Source organism: Ureibacillus sp. FSL W8-0352, from assembly GCF_038004345.1.
In the GTDB taxonomy this organism is placed as follows: Bacteria; Bacillota; Bacilli; order Bacillales_A; family Planococcaceae; genus Ureibacillus; species Ureibacillus thermosphaericus.
In genome coordinates this window covers 3,111,110-3,132,839 of record NZ_JBBOQT010000001.1, presented here as the reverse complement: position 1 = coordinate 3,132,839, position 21,730 = coordinate 3,111,110, and the positions used below count along the sequence as shown (strand labels likewise).

Annotated in this window: 21 protein-coding genes; all 21 read right to left on the bottom strand. The window is 37.0% G+C overall.

Annotated features, from left to right (window positions below; translation table 11 throughout):
- Positions 1-332 precede the first annotated feature (332 nt).
- The 21 genes from NST98_RS15780 to NST98_RS15685 all read right to left on the bottom strand — a co-directional run bounded on the left by NST98_RS15780 (position 333) and on the right by NST98_RS15685 (position 21,684).
- Entirely contained in the window at positions 333-1,607 is a 1,275-nt protein-coding gene (locus NST98_RS15780; protein WP_340715043.1) for an ISL3 family transposase, read from the bottom strand.
- 266 nt (positions 1,608-1,873) lie between these two features.
- A complete protein-coding gene (gene murA, locus NST98_RS15775; RefSeq protein ID WP_340715511.1) occupies positions 1,874-3,190 on the bottom strand; it encodes a UDP-N-acetylglucosamine 1-carboxyvinyltransferase in 1,317 nt (438 codons plus the stop codon).
- 371 nt (positions 3,191-3,561) lie between these two features.
- Entirely contained in the window at positions 3,562-3,807 is a 246-nt protein-coding gene (locus NST98_RS15770) for a DUF1146 family protein (RefSeq protein WP_016837232.1), read from the bottom strand.
- A gap of 100 nt (positions 3,808-3,907) precedes the next feature.
- The gene (locus NST98_RS15765) at positions 3,908-4,315 is read right to left on the bottom strand and encodes a F0F1 ATP synthase subunit epsilon (RefSeq protein ID WP_016837233.1); all 408 of its coding nucleotides are present in this window, start codon (positions 4,313-4,315) and stop codon (positions 3,908-3,910) included.
- A gap of 25 nt (positions 4,316-4,340) precedes the next feature.
- Positions 4,341-5,756 (bottom strand): F0F1 ATP synthase subunit beta, encoded by a 1,416-nt coding sequence (gene atpD / locus NST98_RS15760; protein WP_096550335.1) that lies wholly within the window; start codon positions 5,754-5,756, stop codon positions 4,341-4,343.
- Positions 5,757-5,803: 47 nt separating this feature from the next.
- Positions 5,804-6,670, bottom strand: coding sequence for an ATP synthase F1 subunit gamma (gene atpG, locus NST98_RS15755; protein ID WP_016837235.1), 867 nt, complete (start codon positions 6,668-6,670; stop codon positions 5,804-5,806).
- Positions 6,671-6,749: 79 nt separating this feature from the next.
- Positions 6,750-8,261: a F0F1 ATP synthase subunit alpha gene (gene atpA / locus NST98_RS15750; RefSeq protein WP_016837236.1), complete on the bottom strand. Its 1,512-nt coding sequence runs from the start codon at positions 8,259-8,261 to the stop codon at positions 6,750-6,752.
- A 20-nt stretch (positions 8,262-8,281) separates the two neighbouring features.
- Positions 8,282-8,824, bottom strand: a complete 543-nt coding sequence (locus NST98_RS15745) for a F0F1 ATP synthase subunit delta (RefSeq protein WP_340715510.1) — start codon at positions 8,822-8,824, stop codon at positions 8,282-8,284.
- Positions 8,821-9,381 (bottom strand): F0F1 ATP synthase subunit B, encoded by a 561-nt coding sequence (gene atpF, locus NST98_RS15740; protein WP_016837238.1) that lies wholly within the window; start codon positions 9,379-9,381, stop codon positions 8,821-8,823. The genes NST98_RS15745 and atpF overlap by 4 nt, the downstream gene beginning before the upstream one ends.
- A gap of 189 nt (positions 9,382-9,570) precedes the next feature.
- Entirely contained in the window at positions 9,571-9,783 is a 213-nt protein-coding gene (atpE, locus tag NST98_RS15735; RefSeq protein WP_016837239.1) for a F0F1 ATP synthase subunit C, read from the bottom strand.
- 82 nt (positions 9,784-9,865) lie between these two features.
- Positions 9,866-10,591 (bottom strand): F0F1 ATP synthase subunit A, encoded by a 726-nt coding sequence (atpB, locus tag NST98_RS15730; RefSeq protein WP_340715754.1) that lies wholly within the window; start codon positions 10,589-10,591, stop codon positions 9,866-9,868.
- 29 nt (positions 10,592-10,620) lie between these two features.
- Positions 10,621-10,995 carry an ATP synthase subunit I gene (locus NST98_RS15725; protein WP_096550333.1) on the bottom strand — a complete coding sequence of 125 codons (375 nt, stop codon included), beginning with the start codon at positions 10,993-10,995 and terminating at the stop codon, positions 10,621-10,623.
- Positions 10,996-11,450: 455 nt separating this feature from the next.
- Positions 11,451-12,575 carry a non-hydrolyzing UDP-N-acetylglucosamine 2-epimerase gene (gene wecB / locus NST98_RS15720; protein WP_340715509.1) on the bottom strand — a complete coding sequence of 375 codons (1,125 nt, stop codon included), beginning with the start codon at positions 12,573-12,575 and terminating at the stop codon, positions 11,451-11,453.
- Positions 12,576-12,650: 75 nt separating this feature from the next.
- Entirely contained in the window at positions 12,651-13,280 is a 630-nt protein-coding gene (gene upp / locus NST98_RS15715) for a uracil phosphoribosyltransferase (RefSeq protein WP_340715508.1), read from the bottom strand.
- 2,906 nt (positions 13,281-16,186) lie between these two features.
- Positions 16,187-17,449 (bottom strand): serine hydroxymethyltransferase, encoded by a 1,263-nt coding sequence (glyA, locus tag NST98_RS15710; RefSeq protein WP_340704474.1) that lies wholly within the window; start codon positions 17,447-17,449, stop codon positions 16,187-16,189.
- 223 nt (positions 17,450-17,672) lie between these two features.
- On the bottom strand, positions 17,673-18,233 hold the full coding sequence (locus NST98_RS15705; RefSeq protein ID WP_340715507.1) for a TIGR01440 family protein: 561 nt from the start codon (positions 18,231-18,233) through the stop codon (positions 17,673-17,675).
- Positions 18,234-18,241: 8 nt separating this feature from the next.
- Positions 18,242-18,679, bottom strand: a complete 438-nt coding sequence (gene rpiB, locus NST98_RS15700) for a ribose 5-phosphate isomerase B (protein ID WP_096550329.1) — start codon at positions 18,677-18,679, stop codon at positions 18,242-18,244.
- A gap of 470 nt (positions 18,680-19,149) precedes the next feature.
- Positions 19,150-19,242 carry a hypothetical protein gene (locus tag NST98_RS17365; protein WP_445684062.1) on the bottom strand — a complete coding sequence of 31 codons (93 nt, stop codon included), beginning with the start codon at positions 19,240-19,242 and terminating at the stop codon, positions 19,150-19,152.
- Between the two features lie 178 nt (positions 19,243-19,420).
- Positions 19,421-20,716, bottom strand: a complete 1,296-nt coding sequence (locus tag NST98_RS15695) for a methyl-accepting chemotaxis protein (protein WP_016837251.1) — start codon at positions 20,714-20,716, stop codon at positions 19,421-19,423.
- Positions 20,700-21,164 (bottom strand): low molecular weight protein arginine phosphatase, encoded by a 465-nt coding sequence (locus tag NST98_RS15690; RefSeq protein WP_016837252.1) that lies wholly within the window; start codon positions 21,162-21,164, stop codon positions 20,700-20,702. Before NST98_RS15690 ends, NST98_RS15695 begins: the two co-directional genes overlap by 17 nt.
- 22 nt (positions 21,165-21,186) lie before the next feature.
- Positions 21,187-21,684, bottom strand: a complete 498-nt coding sequence (locus NST98_RS15685; RefSeq protein WP_340715506.1) for a manganese efflux pump MntP — start codon at positions 21,682-21,684, stop codon at positions 21,187-21,189.
- Positions 21,685-21,730: the final 46 nt, after the last annotated feature.

Genomic DNA, 21,730 nt, shown 5'->3' with positions numbered 1-21,730 from the left:
CTTGTCAGGTTTGGCTATTATCTTCCCAAGTTTGACTATTATCCGATTTCTCAGGAAGCGATTTTTTTCGTGTGGCTATTATTTTCGAGGACTTGACTATTATCTTATCGGGTTTGGCTATTATCTGTCCCTGTTTGACTATTATCCAATATATAAGGATTATTTTCATAAATTTAACGAATAACTCCCTCCATTCACTATCTTGTCTTTCAAGAAGCAAATAACCCTTTCTGCTTATTAAGGTTCTTTGTCAAATGGTGTTGGTGAATAAATTTTAGTGACATTATTTGGTAATATGTAATCGGATGGCTTAGGGGAAATTCGAGGTTCCCCTAAGCTGTTTTTATTTTCGCTAAGTTTTGGGTAATGAATATTCGGTTTCTAAAGTGATAGAAGGATCGATAACCGAAAGAAATGCGTTTAATCACTTTGATTTTGTTATTAATCCCCTCTAAAATGCCGTTATTATAATCGTACTTTAGCGTATTCTCGACATAATTGATGTATTTGTTGATTGTCTTGATGGCGGTTTTCATATAGCTGGAAACGATATTTTGTTTATTCTCTAATGTTTTCTTTAGGAGCTCAAAGTCTTTGGTTTTGATGTAATGTCGAACGTATTGGTATAACTCATAGGACGCTTTTAATTCAGAATCTAAATCAATGAGATAGTGGAGAATCTCCACCTCACACATATGCTTTTTAAAGCAACGATGATATGTATAGTTCTTATAATCAAGTTTTGTTTGATCTTTCAGAAGGAGCTTCCAGTATTTTTTCAATTTATTGTAATTCTTTTTATCCCGATTCATGACGTTGATGCGCGTTTTGTTTAAAGCTCTGCTAAATAGTTGGAGGATATGGAATTTGTCGAGTACGATTTCCGCTTTAGGGAAAACTTCTTGGATTAAGGAAATATAAGGGCTATACATATCGATGACAATCGTTTTTACCGCATCTCTCGCCTTCTTGGAATACCGTAAGAAATACTCTTTGAGGACAGATAATCTCCGGTCCTCCACGATATCCACAATCTCCCCCGTTTCAGAGTCGCAGAAAATAAAGGACATCGCTCCAGCTGCGGATTTCACTGATTTAAACTCATCAAAACACAAATGCTTTGGAAGGTAGTGAACATTTGGTTGATAGTAGCTATAAAAGCTGTCAATGACACGACTGACAGTGGCATGAGAAACATTATGTTTCATCGCAATATCTTTTTCGGATATTTTATCTTTGGCGTTTAAAGCAATCGATACTTTGGTATTGTTGGAAATACAACAGTTTTTAGCCACGACGCTCGTTTTTAAAGTAAACGTGGAATGACAATGTTTACAGAAATAACGCTGTTTACGCAATTTTAAGTAGGTATGAAAACCTGAAATGCTAGGCATTTTAATGAGAGACGTTTTAAAACCGTGTTTAATGATTTGATCATCGAAGACATGTCCACAAGCATAACAAGCTTTTGGTTGATACGTTAACGTCCCATGAAAGACTTTCGCTTTTACTTTTTTGATTGTTTCGGTAGAACAAAAATTTTCATCAAATGTGATATTTTTGTCTTTTATATTGAGTAGGTTTCGTATAGAATGATGGTGAGACATGTGACACAACTCCTTTGGAAAATGTGTTTTGGCGATTACATTTTACCAGAGTTTTGTCACTGTCTCATTTTTTTTGTTCAAAAAAATTGGTGCTGGTTTATACTCACCAACACCAAATATTATAGAGCCCTTATTAAATGAAAGACAAAAATAAAACGACAAAACCTCACCCACAAGATTTTGTCGTTCTTTCCACGATTGATGGGAATAAATTAAACACACATAACATATTGTACAGTAGAAAAATAGATTGCCCTTAAAATCACTTACACATTTAACGTAGTTTCCGTCGTAACAATTGGTTTCTCTTCAATTGTATTGTTAGAAACGCGTTCAATATTTGCTCCAAGTGCACGCAATTTCTTTTCGAAGTCGACATATCCCCGATCCAAATGATGCAGTTTTGTTACGCGAGTGACTCCTTCTGAAGCTAACCCAGCTAAAATCAATGCTGCAGCTGCACGCAGGTCCGTTGCTGCAACCTCTGCACCTTGCAATTTCACTGGTCCTTCGACAAACGTTGAACGGCCTTCAATTTTCAACGACGCATTCATGCGACGAAACTCTTCAACATGCATAAAGCGATTTTCAAAAACCGTTTCCGTAATGATACTCGTACCTTGAGCTGTTAACATTAACGCCATCATTTGGGCTTGCATATCTGTAGGGAATCCTGGATATGGCATCGTTTTCACATCAACTGCTTTTAACGGTTCAGATGCACATATTCGAAGTCCATTTCCTTCTTCCGTAATCTTCACGCCCATTTCACTCATTTTTGCAATTAAAGCTGTCAAATGTTCAGGAATCACGTTTTCTATTAAAATATCACCACGAGTAATTGCTGCAGCTACCATAAAAGTCCCTGCCTCAATTCGGTCTGGAATTACATGATGAATTGTTCCGTGCAGTTCATCCACACCTTCAATGCGGATTGTGTCAGTTCCTGCTCCTGTGACACGACCGCCCATTTTGTTGATGAAATTTGCTAAATCGACAATTTCCGGTTCTTTTGCTGCATTTTCAATAATTGTTGTTCCTTCAGCTAAAGCAGCAGCCGTCATGATATTTTCTGTTGCTCCCACACTTGGAAAATCTAAATAAATATTCGCACCTTTTAAACGATTTTCCACTTTTGCTTCGACATATCCATGACCGAAGGAAATTTTTGCTCCCATGGCTTCAAAACCTTTTAAATGCAATTCAATTGGCCGGGAACCAATTGCACAGCCACCAGGCATTGCAACACGAGCATATCCATTTCGAGCCAATAGAGATCCCATCACTAAAATTGAAGCGCGCATTTTGCTAACATAGTCAAAGGGAGCTTCACTTAACAATTTCTTTTCAGCATTTATATGAAATTCATTATTTTCAACATCATATTTTACTTCAGCATTTAAACTTTTTAATACTTCATTTATGGTATGAACATCCGCTAAGTTCGGGACGTCTTTTATAACACTAGTATTCTTAGAAGCTAGCAACGAAGTAGTTAAAATTGGCAATACAGCATTTTTTGCCCCTTCTATTTTAACTTTTCCTTGTAATCTTCGGCCTCCTGTAACAATCATTTTATCCACAAATCGTCCCTCCGAATCCATTCTCCAATGATGTCTATCACAATCAATCAATAAAAAAACAAACCATATTCATAGTAATGCTTAAATCAAATATTTACAAGTGACTAAAAATACTAATTTCAGATATTTTTCATCATATATCTACAATTATATATTACGCACAACAAGGATTGATGGTGAATTTTTACGAAATATTAAATTTTGCTTACTTTTCCAACTTTTTATGTCATTTTTGTCTCAAAATTATCTACATGATTGCCCAGGAAATAACACGTATATGTATTGTAACGACAAAGGAGTCATAAATTGTCATTTGCCCTTACAAACCATATAAATAATAGAAGGGAACTGTTGTGCAAAATAAAAGTACATTACGAAAAAATAAACGGTAATTGTTTTGATAAACCTGTAAAATCAAGGACAAACTTTGATACACTGTATCCTAAAACAATGCTTAACAATATATACATGAGTTGAATTTGAAAAGTCTTTCCCTTTTTAAACACGACATCTAATCGAATAGATTGCAATGCATAGAATGCTATACAAATAAATAGAATATGGGAAAATAATCCAATTGCGGCTTGAATTCCAATAGTTTGATAAATATTATTCATATGCACGTCTCCTCAAACAGGATAGTCTAATTAAAATGATGTATCTTCAAAGAAGGATATAACATATTAAAAGCGGACAGTTAAACTGCCCGCTTATTCATTAAATTCTACCCTCATAAACGTTGATACGATTGATCGCACGTTTCAAAGCTAATTCTGCCCGTTTAAAATCAATGTCATCGGACTTACTTTGTAAACGTTCTTCTGCTCTTTTCTTTGCTGCTTGAGCGCGAGCAAGATCAATGTTCTCAGCAACTTCAGCTGAAGGTGCCAGAATCGAGATTTTATCTGGACGAACTTCAATAAAGCCACCGCTAACGGCTACTGCTTTTTGTGAACCGTCTGCTAACTTTAGTTTTACCGCACTGATTTCAAGCGGTGCCACTAAAGGAATATGACCTGGAAGAATACCGATATCCCCAGAAACTGTTTTAGCAATTACCATTGCGATTTCTGAATCGTATACTGGGCCGTCCGGAGTGACAATATTGACTTGAACTGTCTTCATTTTTTTTCCTCCTCCGTCCGTAACATTATACCTCTACGCCCATTGCTTTAGCTCTTTCGATTACGTCTTCAATGCTTCCTACTAATCGGAATGCATCTTCTGGTAAATGGTCATATTTACCTTCTAAGATTTCTTTGAAGCTGCGCACTGTGTCTTTTACAGGAACGTATGAACCTGGTTGACCAGTGAATTGCTCAGCAACGTGGAAGTTTTGTGATAAGAAGAATTGAATGCGACGTGCACGTTCAACTGTTTTCTTATCTTCTTCAGATAATTCATCCATACCTAAGATTGCGATGATGTCTTGTAATTCACGATAACGTTGTAATGTTTGTTGTACACCACGAGCTACTTGATAGTGTTCTTCACCAACGATTTCTGGTGATAACGCACGAGAAGTAGATGCTAGTGGGTCCACCGCAGGGTAAATACCCATCTCAGATAATTTACGTTCAAGGTTTGTTGTAGAGTCTAAGTGAGCGAATGTTGTAGCTGGAGCCGGGTCAGTATAGTCGTCGGCTGGTACATAAATCGCTTGAATAGATGTAATAGAACCTTTATTTGTAGATGTGATACGTTCTTGTAAGTTACCCATTTCTGTAGCAAGTGTTGGTTGGTAACCAACGGCTGATGGCATACGACCAAGTAGGGCTGATACTTCCGAACCTGCTTGCGTGAAGCGGAAGATGTTGTCGATGAATAAAAGTACGTCTTGACCTTGTTCATCACGGAAGTATTCTGCCATTGTTAAACCTGTTAGGGCAACGCGCATACGTGCACCAGGTGGTTCGTTCATTTGTCCGAATACCATGGCAGTTTTACTAATAACTCCGGAATCGCTCATTTCATGATATAAGTCGTTACCTTCACGAGTACGTTCACCTACACCAGCGAATACAGAGATACCACCGTGTTCTTGTGCGATGTTGTGAATTAATTCTTGGATAAGTACCGTTTTACCTACTCCGGCACCACCGAATAGACCTACTTTACCACCTTTAATATAAGGAGCTAATAAGTCAACTACTTTAATACCTGTTTCAAGAATTTCTACTTTTGTAGATAATTCTTCAAATGTTGGAGCTTCGCGGTGAATTGGATCACGACGAGCTTCTCCTGGAATATCTTCTTTTTCGTCAATTGGTTCACCAAGAACGTTGAATACGCGTCCTAGTGTTACTTCACCAACTGGAACAGAGATTGGTGCATTCGTATTTGTTACTTCCGCGCCACGTTGAAGACCGTCTGTAGAGGCCATGGCAATTGTGCGGACAGAGTCGTCACCAAGATGTAATGCTACTTCTAATGTCAAAGTAACAGTATCTTCACCAGGACGATTGATGTTAACTGTTAAAGCATCGTAGATATTTGGTAATTGTCCGTTCGGGAATTTTACGTCAACGACTGGACCCATTACCTGAAGAACATGTCCTTTGTTCATTCCTGTGTACCCTCCTATCGTACATTTATACGCAACAAGAAGCTAGCCTATTGGATGGCTTCTGCTCCACTAACAATTTCAGTAATTTCTTGTGTAATCGATGCTTGACGAGCACGGTTGTATTCAAGTGTAAGTGTTTTAATAAGTTCATTCGCATTATCTGTCGCTGTTTTCATGGCAGTCATACGTGCAGCATGTTCACTTGCTTTCGCATCAAGTAGAGCACCATAAATTAAGCTTTCAGCATATTGAGGGAGCAATACTTCTAGAATTGCTTCCGCATTTGGTTCGAATTCATACGATGCTTGAAGCCCTTCTGTTGCAGGCGCTAAATCCGTAATTGGTAATACTTTTTTCTCTGTCACTACTTGTGAAATAACGCTCACGTAGTGGTTATAGTACATATAAAGTTCATCATATGTACCATCAGCGAACATACCAACAGCTTTTCGTGCGATTTGTTTAATTTGGGAGAATGATGGTTGGTCAGGAAGGCCGACAACGCTATCAACAACATTTAAGCCACGCTTTTTAAAATAATCTGTAGGTACACGCCCTATTGATAAAATGACATACTCGTCTTTTGATTTATGACGTTCTTCTATCGTACGTGATAATTCACGAATTACGTTCGCATTATAAGCTCCAGCCAATCCACGGTCGGAACCAATAATGATATAACCCGTCTTCTTAACAGGGCGAGCTGTCAACATTGGGTGTGAGACATCTGATGCGCCGCTAGCAATCGATGCAACAACGTCTTGCACTTTTTCCATATAAGGAACGTAAGCTTTTGCATTTTCTTCCGCTTTTGATCTTTTAGAAGCGGACACCATTTGCATCGCTTTTGTAATATGCCCTGTTTTACGCGTTGAGTTGATTCGGTTTTTAATATCGCGCAAACTTCTTGCCACTGGTATTTCACCACCTTTTCATTTTAGTCATCATTCGTGCTACGAATCAGCAGAAGATCTTTCAGCAAAGCTGAAAGAATCATTCTTCTGATTTAGCAAATTGGTTTTTGAATTCTGTAAGAGCTGCTTTGAAGTCTTCGTCTGATGGTAAATCTTTTGTAGTACGAATATGTTCTAAAATGTGAGTGTGGTTTACATCTAACCAGCTGTACAACTCATTTTCGAAACGACGGATATCTTTTACTGGAATATCATCTAAGTAACCGCGAGTTAGAGCGTAAATGATTACAACTTGATATTCTACTTTAATTGGTTTGTTTAAGTCTTGTTTTAACACTTCAACTGTACGCTTACCACGTTCAAGTTTTGCAAGTGTCGCTTTATCTAAATCTGAACCGAATTGAGCGAATGCTTCAAGTTCACGGTACGCAGCTAAGTCAAGACGCAATGTACCAGCAACTTTTTTCATCGCTTTGATTTGCGCAGCACCACCTACACGGGATACGGATAAACCGGCGTTGATCGCTGGACGTACACCTGAGTGGAATAGGTCAGATTGTAAGAAAATTTGTCCGTCTGTGATTGAGATTACGTTTGTTGGGATGTAAGCAGAAATATCCCCAGCTTGTGTTTCAACGAATGGAAGAGCTGTAATAGAACCTGCACCCATTGCGTCACTTAATTTCGCAGCACGTTCTAGTAAACGGCTGTGTAAGTAGAATACGTCACCTGGGTAAGCTTCACGACCTGGTGGACGACGTAATAACAATGAAAGCTCACGGTAAGCTGCTGCTTGTTTAGAAAGATCATCGTACACAATTAAAACGTGTTTACCTTGTAACATGAAGTGCTCAGCCATTGAAACCCCAGCATATGGTGCTAAGTATAATAATGGTGCTGGTTGAGAAGCTGATGCTGTGATAACGATTGAATAATCTAACGCACCGTTTTTACGAAGCGTTTCAACAACCGTACGAACTGTAGATTCTTTCTGACCGATTGCAACGTAAATACAAATCATGTTTTGGTCAGCTTGGTTTAAGATTGTATCGATTGCGATAGATGTTTTACCTGTTTGACGGTCACCAATGATTAACTCACGTTGACCACGGCCGATTGGTACTAATGCGTCAATCGCTTTAATACCTGTTTGCAATGGTTCGTGTACAGATTTACGAGCCATAACCCCGAAAGCTGGGCTTTCGATTGGACGAGTTTTTGTTGTATTGATAGGTCCTTTTCCATCCACTGGCATACCAAGTGGGTTTACTACACGACCGATTAATTCTTCACCAACTGGAACTTCCATGATACGACCTGTGCGACGAACTGTATCGCCTTCTTTGATGCCAAGGTAGTTACCTAGAATAACGATACCGACGTTGCCTTCTTCTAGGTTTTGTGCCATACCCATTACACCATTTTCGAACTCAAGAAGTTCTCCTGCCATACAGTTGTCGAGGCCATGAGCGCGTGCGATACCGTCACCAACAGTGATTACAGTACCAACTTCATTTACTTCTAATTCAGATTGGTAGTTTTCAATCTGCTTTCTTAACAGAGCGCTGATTTCTTCAGCCTTGATGCTCATGAATGTCACCTCTCACTTTTCTATTTATTAACGACTAACGTGCGTCTGAGACTATCTAATTTATTCGCTACAGTGTTATCGAAAATCATGTTTCCAATTTGAACTCGAACTCCACCAATCACTGATGGTTCAATCACATTCGTAATGTTCAATGACTCTTTGCCAACTAATTTTGCGAAAGAAGTAGAAATGTCTTTTTTCTCTTCTTCTGTTAGTTCGCGTGTTGAGTATACTGTAGCTTCCGCAGTGCCTTGAGCGTCAGCTGCTAATGTTTTAAATGCTTCTGCAATATTCACTAATTCATTGATACGTTTTTTATCAATTAATAATTTGATTGTATTTAGTAAGATTGAATTCGCTTCCTTGAAAAGTTCGGAAACGATTTCCTTTTTTCGTTCAGAAGAAAACTTTGGATTCGTCAATAATGAAATGAAATCACGATTTGCACTTACGACTTTTGTCACTTCTTGAAGTTCTTGATTCACTTCATCGACGATATTTTGTTTTTGTGCTACAGAAAAAAGTGCTTCGGCATAGCGATTAGCTACAGTAGATTTACTCATTTCGCTTCGCCTGCCTTAGCAATCGTTTCTTTAATTAATGCACTGTTATCTTCTTCAGAAATTTCTTTTTCAAGCACTTTAGATGCTGCAAGAACTGAAAGTGAAACCACTTCTTCACGCAATGAAGCGATCGCTTTTTCTTTTTCTGTTTCGATTTCACGAACAGCAGATTCTTTTAAGCGATTTGCTTCTTGACGAGCTGTTTCAACGATTTCATCACGCTGTGCTTCAGCTTGCTTTTTCGCGCTTTCAATGATTTTTTGTGCTTCTGTGCGAGCTTCTTTTAATAATGCTTTTTGCTCTTCTAAAGCTTTTGCAGCTTCTTTGCGAGCATTTTCAGCCGCGTCGATTTCACTTGCAACTAATTCCTCACGCTGTTTCATGATGCCCATTAACGGACCCCATGCAAATTTCTTTAATAATGCCATTAATACGAGGAAGATTACTAATGTTGCAAGAATATCTCCAAGGTTAACTACTTCAGCAACATCTGAACCTAATACTAGATATTCAAAATTCACGATTGTTTCACTCCCTTCAAGAGCTTCAAATTCCATTTAGTCTGCCCTACTTCAGTTCATTTCCAATCGAAAATTTGAAGAGAGCCTTTTATTTTCAAATCTATTGTTTGTGATTTAAAATTGTTTCTAACAGTCATTTTTATAAAAAATGGTTGCAGTTAAACCTTTAAATAAAAGGAATGGCGAAGTTTCTTATACAAATCATCCTTCGCCACACGGAACCAATTATCGGTTCATTACGATGAACGCAACTACTACAGCGATGATCGGTAAGGCTTCTACTAACGCTACCCCGATGAACATTGTAGTTTGAAGAACGCCACGTGCTTCTGGTTGACGTGCAATTCCTTCTACTGTACGAGATACGATTAAACCGTTACCAATACCTGCACCTAGTGCTGCTAAACCAATTGCAATTGCTGCTGCTAATAAACCCATCTTAATATTTCCTCCTTGGAATTATTTTTATTTTTTTGAGATGAAATGCATAATGTGAATATTACACTATGACTTTATAAAATTAATGGTCTTCACTCACTTTGTGTGAAATATAAACCATTGTTAACATTGTAAATACGAAGGCTTGGATAAAGCCGATAAAGATTGAGAATCCTAACCATGCCATTGTTGGGATAATGGCACCGATAAAGCCGAATATTGTTGAGCTAGCTAGTCCAGCAAGTAGACCTAATAGAATCTCACCTGCATAGATGTTACCGTAAAGACGCAAACCAAGGGTTAACGTGTTTGCAAACTCTTCGATTATTTTTAATGGTAATAAGAATGCTTTTGGCTGAACAAACGTTTTAGCATAGTGTCCTAAGCCATGCAACTTAATACCATAGAATGTTGCAAGTACTGTTACCATTGATGCTAACGTTAATGTTACTACAGGATCTGCAGTTGGTGATTTCCACCATAAATCACCATGAATATAAATACCTGAGAATGGTAGACCTAAAAGGTTCGCAACTGCAATAAACATAATAAGCGTGATTCCTAGAACGTGGAATCGTCCACCTGTTTTCCAGTCCATGTTGCTTTTTATAATCCCTTTTACAAAGTCCATTACCCATTCCATGAAGTTTTGCATTCCCGTCGGCTTCAACTTTAAGTTTCTCGTTGAGATGAACGCGATTAAAAATACTATTGCTGCTGTTACTAATAACGTTAAGACAGTCGATAAATTAAATACGATAGGAAGGCTTCCTAAAGACAGAGTAACCTCCGGTGCTCCATGTTCCATTTCTTGCACTCACCTCACTTTCAAATGACCTATTTTCTAGTTTTGAGTAAACTGATGAAGGCCTCGATAAAGAGGAAAATATAAGGAATCATTAGCCCGATGACTGAGCTAACAACATTGAAGTATTTTGGCAACGCGATCGGTATTGCTACTGCAGCTACTGCAGAGGCAAAGCGTAAACCTGAACCAAGAGAAACTGTTCGTTTTCCCTCTTGATAGGAACGGTCAAACTTGTCCATTCTTCGAACAAGAATCCAAAAGTTGTAAGTACCAAAGAGCGCACCAATCCCCATTCCCGAGAAAATCGTCGGATATGGCGTAAAAAACCATCCTATTATACATAGGGCAAGCAAAAAAAATAAAGCTTTTTTCTGCTTAATAAAAATTTGGTGCAAATCCAACATTGGTTCAATCTCCTGAATCCTTTTTATTCGCCGTGCCTATTGAGTTATACAAGAGTTTAGTGTCAAGTGGAAACAAATTTTACATATTTTCTCTGAGGGCAAAATTTTTTACCGCTATGTATTTTTCCCTTTTTATTACTCTTGTATTCAGACTCTTCCAACGTTGCAAAATTTCATTCTTTGTTTCCACTGTTTGTATAGTAGAAACTTGATATTACAAGGGTTTGAAAATCATTTTGTAATAGAATCCCCTTAATATTCATACACTTTGTAAGCATACAATAGGGGCTTTTTGATGTCAATTAGTTTTAGTGAAAAACTTCACAGTGAACTTACTTTGTCAAAATATTGACAAATTTCCAACAGAGAATCTATTTTAGACGATTTTTATTGTTACAAAATTTAATTTTCACAATATTTTCTACTTATTTAATAGAATCGAATTTCATGTAAAATTATTGTTTCTTCTCAAGGAAATATGTTAATAGCGCATCAACAATTCGACGAGATGCGAAGCCGTCACCATATGGATTGGATGCTTTCGCCATTTTCTCATATGCATTTTGATCTTCTAACAATTCCTTCGCTAAATGATAGATAGTTTCTTCATTTGTTCCAGCAAGTTTTAATGTCCCCGCTTCAATGCCTTCTGGACGCTCTGTTGTATCACGCAATACTAGTACAGGTTTTCCTAATGATGGTGCTTCTTCTTGCACGCCTCCTGAATCCGTTAAAATCATATACGAGCGGGCAGCAAAATTATGGAAGTCAAATACTTCAAGCGGTTCGATTAAATGAATTCTCGGATCATCACCTAAAATTTCATTTGCTACTTCTCTTACAGCTGGATTTAAATGAACCGGATAAACTACTTGCACATCTTCATGTTCTTGAAGCAAGCGTTTAATTGCTCGGAACATGTGACGCATCGGTTCTCCTAAATTTTCACGTCGATGCGCTGTTAAGAGAATCATGCGATCGTTTCCGATTTTATCTAAAATCAGATGTGTATAGTGTTCTTTCACCGTTGTTTTTAATGCATCGATAGCTGTGTTGCCTGTGACAAAAATCGTGTCGGGATTTTTGTTCTCTTTTAGCAAGTTTTGTCTAGATTGTTCAGTTGGTGCAAAATGCAAGTCAGCCATGATGCCAGTAAGTTGTCTGTTCATTTCTTCTGGATACGGTGAATATTTATTGTGAGTTCTTAATCCTGCTTCAACATGTCCAATTGCAATTTGGTTATAAAAGGCAGCAAGGCTACCTACGAAAGTTGTTGTTGTATCACCATGAACTAAAACGATGTCTGGTTTTGCTTCCTTCATGACTTGATCTAAACCTTGAAGGGCATTCACCGTTACATCGATTAACGTTTGTCGATCTTTCATGATATTCAAATCGTAGTCAGGTGTAATATCGAAAGTTTCAAGCACTTGATCAAGCATTTGTCGATGCTGTGCCGTTACTGTGACAATCGATTCGATTTGATCTTGATATTTTTTTAGCTCCAACACGACCGGTGCCATTTTGATTGCTTCTGGCCTAGTACCGAAGATGGTCATTACTTTAATTTTATTTGTCAACGGATGATACTCCCTTCTGATTGTGAAAAATTTGCAGAAAACGCCCTTCATTTTGAAGGACGCATCTATTTTTATTTATTTCGTACCGAATAGACGGTCACCCGCGTCACCTAAACCAGGAACTATGTAGCCATGTTCATTCAATTTTTCATCTAAAGCTGCAATGAAGATGTCTACATCCGGATGAGCTTCTTGTAATACTTGTACTCCTTCCGGTGCTGCAATTAAACACATAAATTTAATGTTTACTGCTCCTCGCTTTTTCAACGCGTTAATCGCTTCTACAGCAGAGCCACCTGTTGCAAGCATTGGGTCTACTACGATAAATTCACGTTCTTTTACATCTTGAGGAAGTTTTACATAATACTCAACTGGTTTTAACGTTTCAGGATCACGGTATAATCCGATATGACCAACTTTAGCTGCAGGAATTAATTTTAATACTCCGTCAACCATTCCGATTCCCGCACGCAAAATCGGAACAAGAGCGATTTTCTTACCTGCAAGTACTTTTGTTTTTGCTCTTGTAATCGGTGTATCGATTTCAATTTCTTCTAATGGCAAATTGCGAGTGATTTCGAATGCCATTAATGTTGCTACTTCATCAACAAGTTCACGAAATTCTTTCGTACCAGTATTTTTATCGCGAATATACGTTAACTTATGTTGGATTAGTGGATGATCAAATACATATACTCTACTCATGTAGTTCGCTCCTAACTTCTGAAAATATTAAATTTTTATCGTCTATACGGACTAAAGGTGGATTTTATTGTTCCACATTATCCAAATCAGTATAACAAAAAACATTTCATTAGAAAACAAATAATCGATGCATTTACATAGTTGTCAATTTCTTTTAAAAGTCGAAAATGTTTTGGAAGTTTATTTATGTCCTATGTAATTTTCGCAGGTTTTCAAGTGAATTATTACAGTATTCTGTGCGATGAAGTCTGTTTCTACAAGGGAATTGGGACGTGGATTTTATTGATGGCTGCTAGGGTGGTGACTATTATCCCTTCTTTTTGGAGCGATTTTTTCCATTGGCTATTAAGTTTAAAGGTTTGGCTATTATTTCCCTCAGGTTGACTATTATGCTTTTGATTTTGACTATTATCCATTTATTCAAGTAGTTATTTTTCCCCATTGGCTATTAAGTTTAAAGGTTTGGCTATTATTTCCCTCAGGTTGACTATTATGCTTTTGATTTTGACTATTATCCATTTATTCATGTAGTTATTTTTCCCCCTTTGGCTATTATGTGCACAGGATTGACTATTATCTTCCTCTGGTTGGCTATTATGCTTTAAATTTTGACTATTATCCATTTATTCATGTAGTTATTTTTCCCCTTTGGCTATTATGTGCACAGGGTTGACTATTATCTTCCTCTGGTTGACTATTATGCTTTTGATTTTGACTATTATCCATTTATTCAAGTAGTTATTTTTCCCCTTTGGCTATTATGTGCACAGGGTTGACTATTATCTTCCTTTGTTTGGCTATTATGCTTTAAATTTTGACTATTATCCATTTATTCAAGTAGTTATTTTTCCTCTTTGGCTATTATATGCACAGGGTTGACTATTATCTTCCTCTGGTTGGCTATTATGCTTTTGATTTTGACTATTATCCATTTATTCAAGTAGTTATTTTTTCCCTTTGGCTATTATGTGCACAGGGTTGACTATTATCTTCCTCTGGTTGGCTATTATGCTTTAAAATTTGACTATTATCCGTTTATTCGAAAAGTCATTTTTCCCCTTTGGCTATTATGTGCACAGGGTTGACTATTATCTTCCTTTGTTTGGCTATTATGCTTTTGATTTTGACTATTATCCGATTTTTCAGGAAGCGATTTTTTCGAATGGCTATTATTTTCTATGAGTTGACTATTATCCTATCGGGTTTGGCTATTATCTTCCCGAATTTGACTATTATCTAATGTCTCTGGAGAATTTTTTTCGTGTGGCTATTATTTTCGGGGACTTGACTATTATTCTGTTTGATTTGGCTATTATCTTCCTAAGTTTGACTATTATCCGATGTCGCAGGTAGTTATTCTTTTCGAAAGGCTATTATTTTCTTTGAGTTGGCTATTATCTTGTCAGGTTTGGCTATTATCTTCCTAAGTTTGACTATTATCCGATGTCGCAGGTAGTTATTTTTTTCGAATGGCTATTTTTTTCGGGGACTTGACTATTATCCTGTTTGATTTGGCTATTATCTTCCTAAGTTTGATTATTATCGGATTTCTCATGTAGAGATTTTTTTCGAATGGCTATTATTTTCGGGGACTTGACTATTATCCTGTCGGGTTTGGCTATTATCTTCCCGAATTTGACTATTATCCGATTTTTCAGGAAGCGATTTTTTTCGAATGGCTATTATTTTCTATGAGTTGGCTATTATCTTGTCAGGTTTGACTATTATCTTCCCGAATTTGACTATTATCCGATTTTTCAGGAAGCGATTTTTTTCGAATGGCTATTATTTTCTTTGAGTTGACTATTATCCTGTCGGGTTTGGCTATTATCTTCCTAAGTTTGACTATTATCCGATGTCGCAGGTAGTTATTCTTTTCGAATGGCTATTATTTTCTTTGAGTTGGCTATTATCTTGTCAGGTTTGACTATTATCTTCCCGAATTTGACTATTATCCGATTTTTCAGGAAGCGATTTTTTTCGAATGGCTATTATTTTCTATGAGTTGACTATTATCCTATCGGGTTTGGCTATTATCTTCCCGAATTTGACTATTATCCGATTTTTCAGGACACGATTTTTTTCGAATGGCTATTATTTTCTATGAGTTGGCTATTATCTTGTCAGGTTTGACTATTATCTTCCCGAATTTGACTATTATCCGATTTTTCAGGAAGCGATTTTTTTCGAATGGCTATTATTTTCTTTGAGTTGACTATTATCCTGTCGGGTTTGGCTATTATCTTCCTAAGTTTGACTATTATCCGATGTCGCAGGTAGTTATTCTTTTCGAATGGCTATTATTTTCTTTGAGTTGACTATTATCCTGTCGGGTTTGGCTATTATCTTCCTAAGTTTGACTATTATCCGATTTTTCAGGAAGCGATTTTTTTCGAATGGCTATTATTTTCTATGAGTTGACTATTATCCTATCGGGTTTGGCTATTATCTTCCCGAATTTGACTATTATCCGATTTTTCAGGACACGATTTTTTTCCAATGGCTATTATTTTCTATGAGTTGGCTATTATCTTGTCAGGTTTGACTATTATCTTCCCGAATTTGACTATTATCCGATTTTTCAGGAAGCGATTTTTTTCGAATGGCTATTATTTTTGCTGACTTGACTATTATTCTGTTTGATTTGGCTATTATCTTCCCAAGTTTGACTATTATCCGATTTCTCAGGAAGCGATTTTTTTCGTGTGGCTATTATTTTCGGGGACTTGACTATTATCCTGTCGGGTTTGGCTATTATCTTCCCGAATTTGACTATTATCCGTTCATTCGAAAAGTCATTTTTCCCTTTAGCTCTTTTATTTGTAAAAAGCCGTTTCTGGATTAAATATTCTCCACTCCCTCATAAAAAAATCCCGCTCAAACAGCTTGAGCGGGCATAAGAGGAGTTATTCCCCTACTACTAAGTCTTCATAAATAGGATATTTATCTGTTAAAGCTTTAACTCGTGCAAGTGCTTCCTCTTTTACAGCTTCATCTTCAGGGTTTTTCAATACTTTCGCAATGATTAAACCAACTTCTTTCGTGTCTTCTTCTTTAAAGCCACGTGTTGTAATTGCAGGTGTACCGATGCGAATACCAGAAGTAACGAATGGTTTTTCTTCATCGAATGGAATAGAGTTTTTATTTACTGTAATTTTTACTTCATCTAATAATTTTTCAGCTACTTTACCAGTTAGACCTACGGATTTAACATTTACAAGCAATAAGTGGTTGTCTGTTCCGCCTGAAACAATTTGTAATCCTTCAGAAATTAAAGTTTCCGCAAGAACTTGAGCATTTTTCTTAATTTGTTTTGCATATTCTTTGAATTCCGGTTTTAACGCTTCTCCAAATGCAACCGCTTTTGCAGCAATAACATGCATTAATGGTCCACCTTGAATTCCAGGGAATACTGCTTTATCGATTTTCTTTGCTAATTCTTCATCGTTTGTAAGTATTAACCCGCCGCGAGGACCACGTAACGTTTTATGCGTTGTTGTAGTTGTGAAGTGAGCATATGGTACAGGAGACGGATGTTCACCAGCAGCAACAAGGCCAGCGATGTGAGCCATATCCACCATGAAATAAGCGCCAACTTCATCCGCAATCTCGCGGAATTTTTTGAAATCAATTTCTCTTGGATATGCTGAAGCTCCCGCAACAATCAATTTTGGTTTATGTTCTAATGCTTTTGCACGAACATCATCATAATCAATCACATTTGTATCTTTTGTTACGCCGTAATCAACGAAATTGTATTGAACACCAGAGAAGTTTACTGGTGAACCGTGTGTTAAGTGACCACCATGAGATAAATTCATCCCTAATACTGTATCGCCAGGTTGTAAAATTGTATAATACACCGCCATGTTTGCTTGAGCGCCAGAGTGTGGTTGAACATTGGCAAATTTTGCACCGAATAGTTCTTTGGCACGCTCGCGGGCGATCTCTTCTACTACATCCACATGTTCGCATCCACCGTAATAACGTTTACCTGGATAACCTTCTGCATATTTGTTTGTTAACACTGAACCTTGTGCTTCCATTACGGCTTCAGTCACGATATTTTCAGATGCAATTAATTCAATGTTTTCTTGTTGACGTTTCTTTTCATTTAAAATTGCTTCTAAAACTGCCTTGTCCTGTGCTGCTAGTTTTTCGTAAGCCATCAAAGATCCCCCTATTGTTAAGTTTTTAAAATTAAGTGGGAAAAGGTTCCACTTATTATACAACTAGTTTAAATAGAAGTTTTCCAACTGCTCGAAACTTTAAATTATTTTAACTATTCTTTCTGATTTAAATATAAAACAAATCACAGTTATTTTCACTATTATATAGGTACATTGAGTTATCGAAAATTATTAAAAAATCTATCAATTAAAATGATTAATGTCATGTTTTTCCTTCTTGCCGTTCATAAACTGCACGGCTACCACCGATGAGCTTTGGCCGAGTTTTTGCCGTAGTAACAATCGCTTCTCCGATTTGACGTACCGATGTGCGAACAGGAACGACTACTTCTTTTAAATGCATGCCAATGAAAGTTTGTCCTATGTCTATTCCTGCATGCGCGCGAACATGTTCTACGACGACTGGATTGTTCATTTTCGTATAAGCGTATGCACTCATCGATCCTCCAGCAGTTGCAACAGGAATTACAGAGACTGGCTCTAGGCCATACTTCACCGCCGCTTCGTGTTCTAATGTTAATGCGCGGTTAATGTGCTCACATCCTTGAAAAACAAGATAAATATGATGTTTCTTCGCAAATTCATCCAATGCTTCATATAGCACTTGAGCAATTTCCATAGAGCCAGCAGTTCCTATTTTAGAACCTTTTACTTCTGATGTAGAGCAGCCTACGACAAATAACTGTCCAGGCATCATTTCAACTTGCTCTTCAAACTCTTTCAATAGCTGTATTATTTGATTCCGAATGGTTTCTAGAGCCATTGGACGACTCACCCTTCAAGTTCAGTAATTTTATTTACACGACGTTCATGACGACCGCCTTCAAAATCAGTATTCAACCATGTTTTTACGATTTCTCGCGCAAGACCTGGACCAATGACTCTTTCTCCCATTGCAAGTACATTTGAGTCATTGTGACATCTCGTAGCTTTGGCACTAAATACATCGTGAACTAGTGCGCATCGAACACCTTTTACTTTATTGGCAACGATGGACATACCAATTCCCGTTCCACAAATTAAAATGCCTCGGTCGTACTTTCCGCTTGCTACTCCTTCCGCCACTGGAAGAGCATAGTCTGGATAATCAACCGATTCAGATGTTTTTGGACCAAAATCTTCATATTCAATATTCATCTCGTCTAACAGATCCATGATTTCTTTGCGTAAATTCATGCCACCATGGTCTGATGAAATTGCTACTTTCACCTGTTTACCTCCTAAAGCTTATTTACCAACAGTGTACCACTAATTATAAAAGATTAACACGGATTTTCCCATCCTTTTCAGCCTATTTTTTATGAAAATACGAATATTTTTTCACCAAACATAAAAAATCGTTCATTTTTTATATAAAATCTTATCATATTTTCCTCTTTGCTTAAAATTATTCGGAAATTTTCTTTACATCAAATTAAATAGTTCTTCAATCCTTCCCCATACCGCATGGATAATCTTAATTTTTATACTTTCAATAAATGGTGTAATCTGGCGATAATATCTATAAATAGAAATCAATTCTATCTAACACTCTTCCAAAATAAAAAACCCGAACGTCATCATTTTCGTTCGAGTTTTGTATCAATTGCTTGTCCTACTTTCATGTCAATAAATATTCGGCCACTTCTTCTTCCTTGCCGTTTGCAGTACCAGGTGGCATTGATTTTCGGCCTTTTAATCTAATCTTTTGATAATGAGAGATTATGTAAATTTTGATCAACATTACCTGAAAAATCAATTCCGTGGCAACCCGTACAACTTGATTTTACAATCTTTTCACCCTTAGCAGTAAGAGTACTATTTATTGATTCTTCTGATGCGTTTCAGTTGATTCATTACCCACTGCATGCACTGATTCCCAAGATTAATTCGATGATGCCCCCTTTTGCATCGTTTCTAATATATCTCCCTAGAAAAGTTCCTATAAAGATATCCCAAGTTTCATAGAAATTAGTTTGAACGATCGAATTGTTGAATGAATCTGTATAATTGCTCAGACTGTTGTTTTAATTCTTGGGAAAGTTTTTCTACTTGCTCTAAACTTACAGCTTGTTCATCTGTTGAACCTTTCACTTCCGTCGCACCAGCAGATGTTTCTTCTGCAATCGCTGCAACTTCTTGGGATTGACGAGCAGTCGTTTCAATATTTTCCATTTGTTTCTCAATTAATTGTGAAATTTGAATAACAGCATCTGCCATTTCGCGTACGCTAGTTGACATTTGCTCAACAATCGCTGTTGCTTCTGTAATTTTCGTTGATTCTTTTTTCGCGAATGATACTTGTTCATTCATTTGTCTTACAACGACATGCACGTTTTCTTGCATAGTTTTAATTAAATCTGCAATTCCTTGTACTGCCTTCGCACTTTCATCTGCAAGATTGCGCACTTCTTCAGCTACAACAGCAAAACCTTTTCCATGCTCACCAGCTCTCGCTGCCTCAATTGATGCATTCAGTGCAAGCAAGTTTGTTTGTGCTGCAATGTCACCAACAAGACTAATGATGTTCCCAATTTGCTCAGCATTTTTTTCCAATTGATGAATGCTCTCAAGTGCTTTTTCATTTCCTAACGTAATTTTTTGAATGCTTTCAATCAAGTTGTTAAAAGCACTCGAAGTAATTTTTAAGTTTTCGATAATTTGCAAAGATTCTTCTCTTGAGTTCAATGCTTTTCGGTTTACTTCCGAAGCCAATTGTCTCACATCTTCAATGGCTTCAACTGTTTCTTGAACCGCAATTGCAGAAGCTTCTGCCCCCGCTGAAATTTGTCCAACGGTTTCAGCAATACCCTCTGCTTTTCTTGTAGCTCTCGTTGTTTGCTCGGATAGTTCAATAATGGTTTCATTCGTTTTTTGGAAGTTTACATCAATGCTTTCAACCATTTGACGTAAATTTTGCAACATCAGTTGGAAAGCTTCTGCCACTGAACGAATTTCGTCATGAGTTTTTGGCATTTCCACATCTTGCCCAATTTTACCTTCCGCTACTCTCGTTGCTGTTTTCTCAAGTTTTTCAAGCGGTTTCGTCAATACAACGCTACATACGGCAGCTAAAATACATGACCAAGTAATACCTAGTAAGTATGTAATAATCTCAAAGATAAGTTTGTTTGAAAATATGCTAAATTGCGAGAAAAAGTAAGGATGTAAAAAGCGGATGAATACAAAGCTTGTTGAATAAGTAACAATGGCTAAAACTCCAACAAATAGAACAAGCTTCCAGCGAATACTAAATGTTTTCTTCATCTTCTTTACCACCTCCAGTTATTTTGTTCACTAATTCCTCAATTAGTCGATTTAATTCTTCATATGTGTTTTTATATGTGTTCAAATCACCACCATAAGGATCGGATACATCCAAAGAACTATATGGTGTTACATATTCTTTAAGAGTATAAGTTTTTCCTCTTGCTTGTTCATAAAATTGTAGAATCATATCGCGGTGAGCGGCTGTCATCGTTAAAATTAAATCTGCCCATGCAATATCTTCTTCATTTACTTGTCTTGTTGTGTGATGAAATTGAATATTTTCTTGCTCTAAAACGCTTTTAGAATGTTCTGATATCTTCCCTCCTTCTAGTGCGTATATCCCTGCTGACTTCACTTGGATGCCATCGATATTTTTGTGCTTTAAGATGGCTTCTGCCATCGGACTTCTACATGTATTTCCTGTACAAACAAAATAAATATTCATGGTACCCTCTCACTCTTCCTTATTACTGATCCCATAATGTATATACACTTATTGTAATCAAAGATAAGCCCGCAATCCATTTAAATGGCGTACCTTTAAATAAAATGCCAGCTTTTGCTATATGTAATGCTATATATGATAGGATAAAAGTCCATATTCCTGCACTTAGTATAAAGTAATACTTTTGTAAGTTAAGCATACCAAAAGAAATGCTCACTGAAAAGGTGTCTAAACTTGCTGTAATGGCTAATAATCCAATCGGAAGAGTGCGATGTCCATTTTTTGAGGATAAAATAATTTGTAATCCGATAAAAAATAAAAGAATGCTAGATACAATATTGGACCATTGCATAAAAATCTGAAGCATCCAATTTCCTAAAGTAAATCCGATGACTGGAAAAATCATATGGAGAATGGCTGTCCACATAGAAAGCAAAAAACGGTTTTTTACATCTGTAATTAATAAATAGAGTGCTACCACATCAAGTGAAACAATAAGACCCGAAAAAATTTCTTGCAATCAGCGTCCTCTTTTCTCCCAGAAAGATTTATACCATCTTATGAAT

Bases quoted from the DNA above. Each gene is read 5' to 3' on its own strand.
- NST98_RS15780 (WP_340715043.1), bottom strand. From the start codon at position 1,607: ATGTCTCACCATCATTCTATACGAAACCTACTCAATATAAAAGACAAA.
- NST98_RS15770 (WP_016837232.1), bottom strand. From the start codon at position 3,807: ATGAATAATATTTATCAAACTATTGGAATTCAAGCCGCAATTGGATTA.
- NST98_RS15765 (WP_016837233.1), bottom strand. From the start codon at position 4,315: ATGAAGACAGTTCAAGTCAATATTGTCACTCCGGACGGCCCAGTATAC.
- atpD (WP_096550335.1), bottom strand. From the start codon at position 5,756: ATGAACAAAGGACATGTTCTTCAGGTAATGGGTCCAGTCGTTGACGTA.
- atpA (WP_016837236.1), bottom strand. From the start codon at position 8,261: ATGAGCATCAAGGCTGAAGAAATCAGCGCTCTGTTAAGAAAGCAGATT.
- NST98_RS15745 (WP_340715510.1), bottom strand. From the start codon at position 8,824: ATGAGTAAATCTACTGTAGCTAATCGCTATGCCGAAGCACTTTTTTCT.
- atpF (WP_016837238.1), bottom strand. From the start codon at position 9,381: ATGGAATTTGAAGCTCTTGAAGGGAGTGAAACAATCGTGAATTTTGAA.
- atpE (WP_016837239.1), bottom strand. From the start codon at position 9,783: ATGGGTTTATTAGCAGCAGCAATTGCAATTGGTTTAGCAGCACTAGGT.
- atpB (WP_340715754.1), bottom strand. From the start codon at position 10,591: ATGGAACATGGAGCACCGGAGGTTACTCTGTCTTTAGGAAGCCTTCCT.
- NST98_RS15725 (WP_096550333.1), bottom strand. From the start codon at position 10,995: ATGTTGGATTTGCACCAAATTTTTATTAAGCAGAAAAAAGCTTTATTT.
- upp (WP_340715508.1), bottom strand. From the start codon at position 13,280: ATGAGTAGAGTATATGTATTTGATCATCCACTAATCCAACATAAGTTA.
- glyA (WP_340704474.1), bottom strand. From the start codon at position 17,449: ATGGCTTACGAAAAACTAGCAGCACAGGACAAGGCAGTTTTAGAAGCA.
- NST98_RS15705 (WP_340715507.1), bottom strand. From the start codon at position 18,233: ATGGCTCTAGAAACCATTCGGAATCAAATAATACAGCTATTGAAAGAG.
- NST98_RS15695 (WP_016837251.1), bottom strand. From the start codon at position 20,716: ATGAAGAAAACATTTAGTATTCGCTGGAAGCTTGTTCTATTTGTTGGA.
- NST98_RS15690 (WP_016837252.1), bottom strand. From the start codon at position 21,164: ATGAATATTTATTTTGTTTGTACAGGAAATACATGTAGAAGTCCGATG.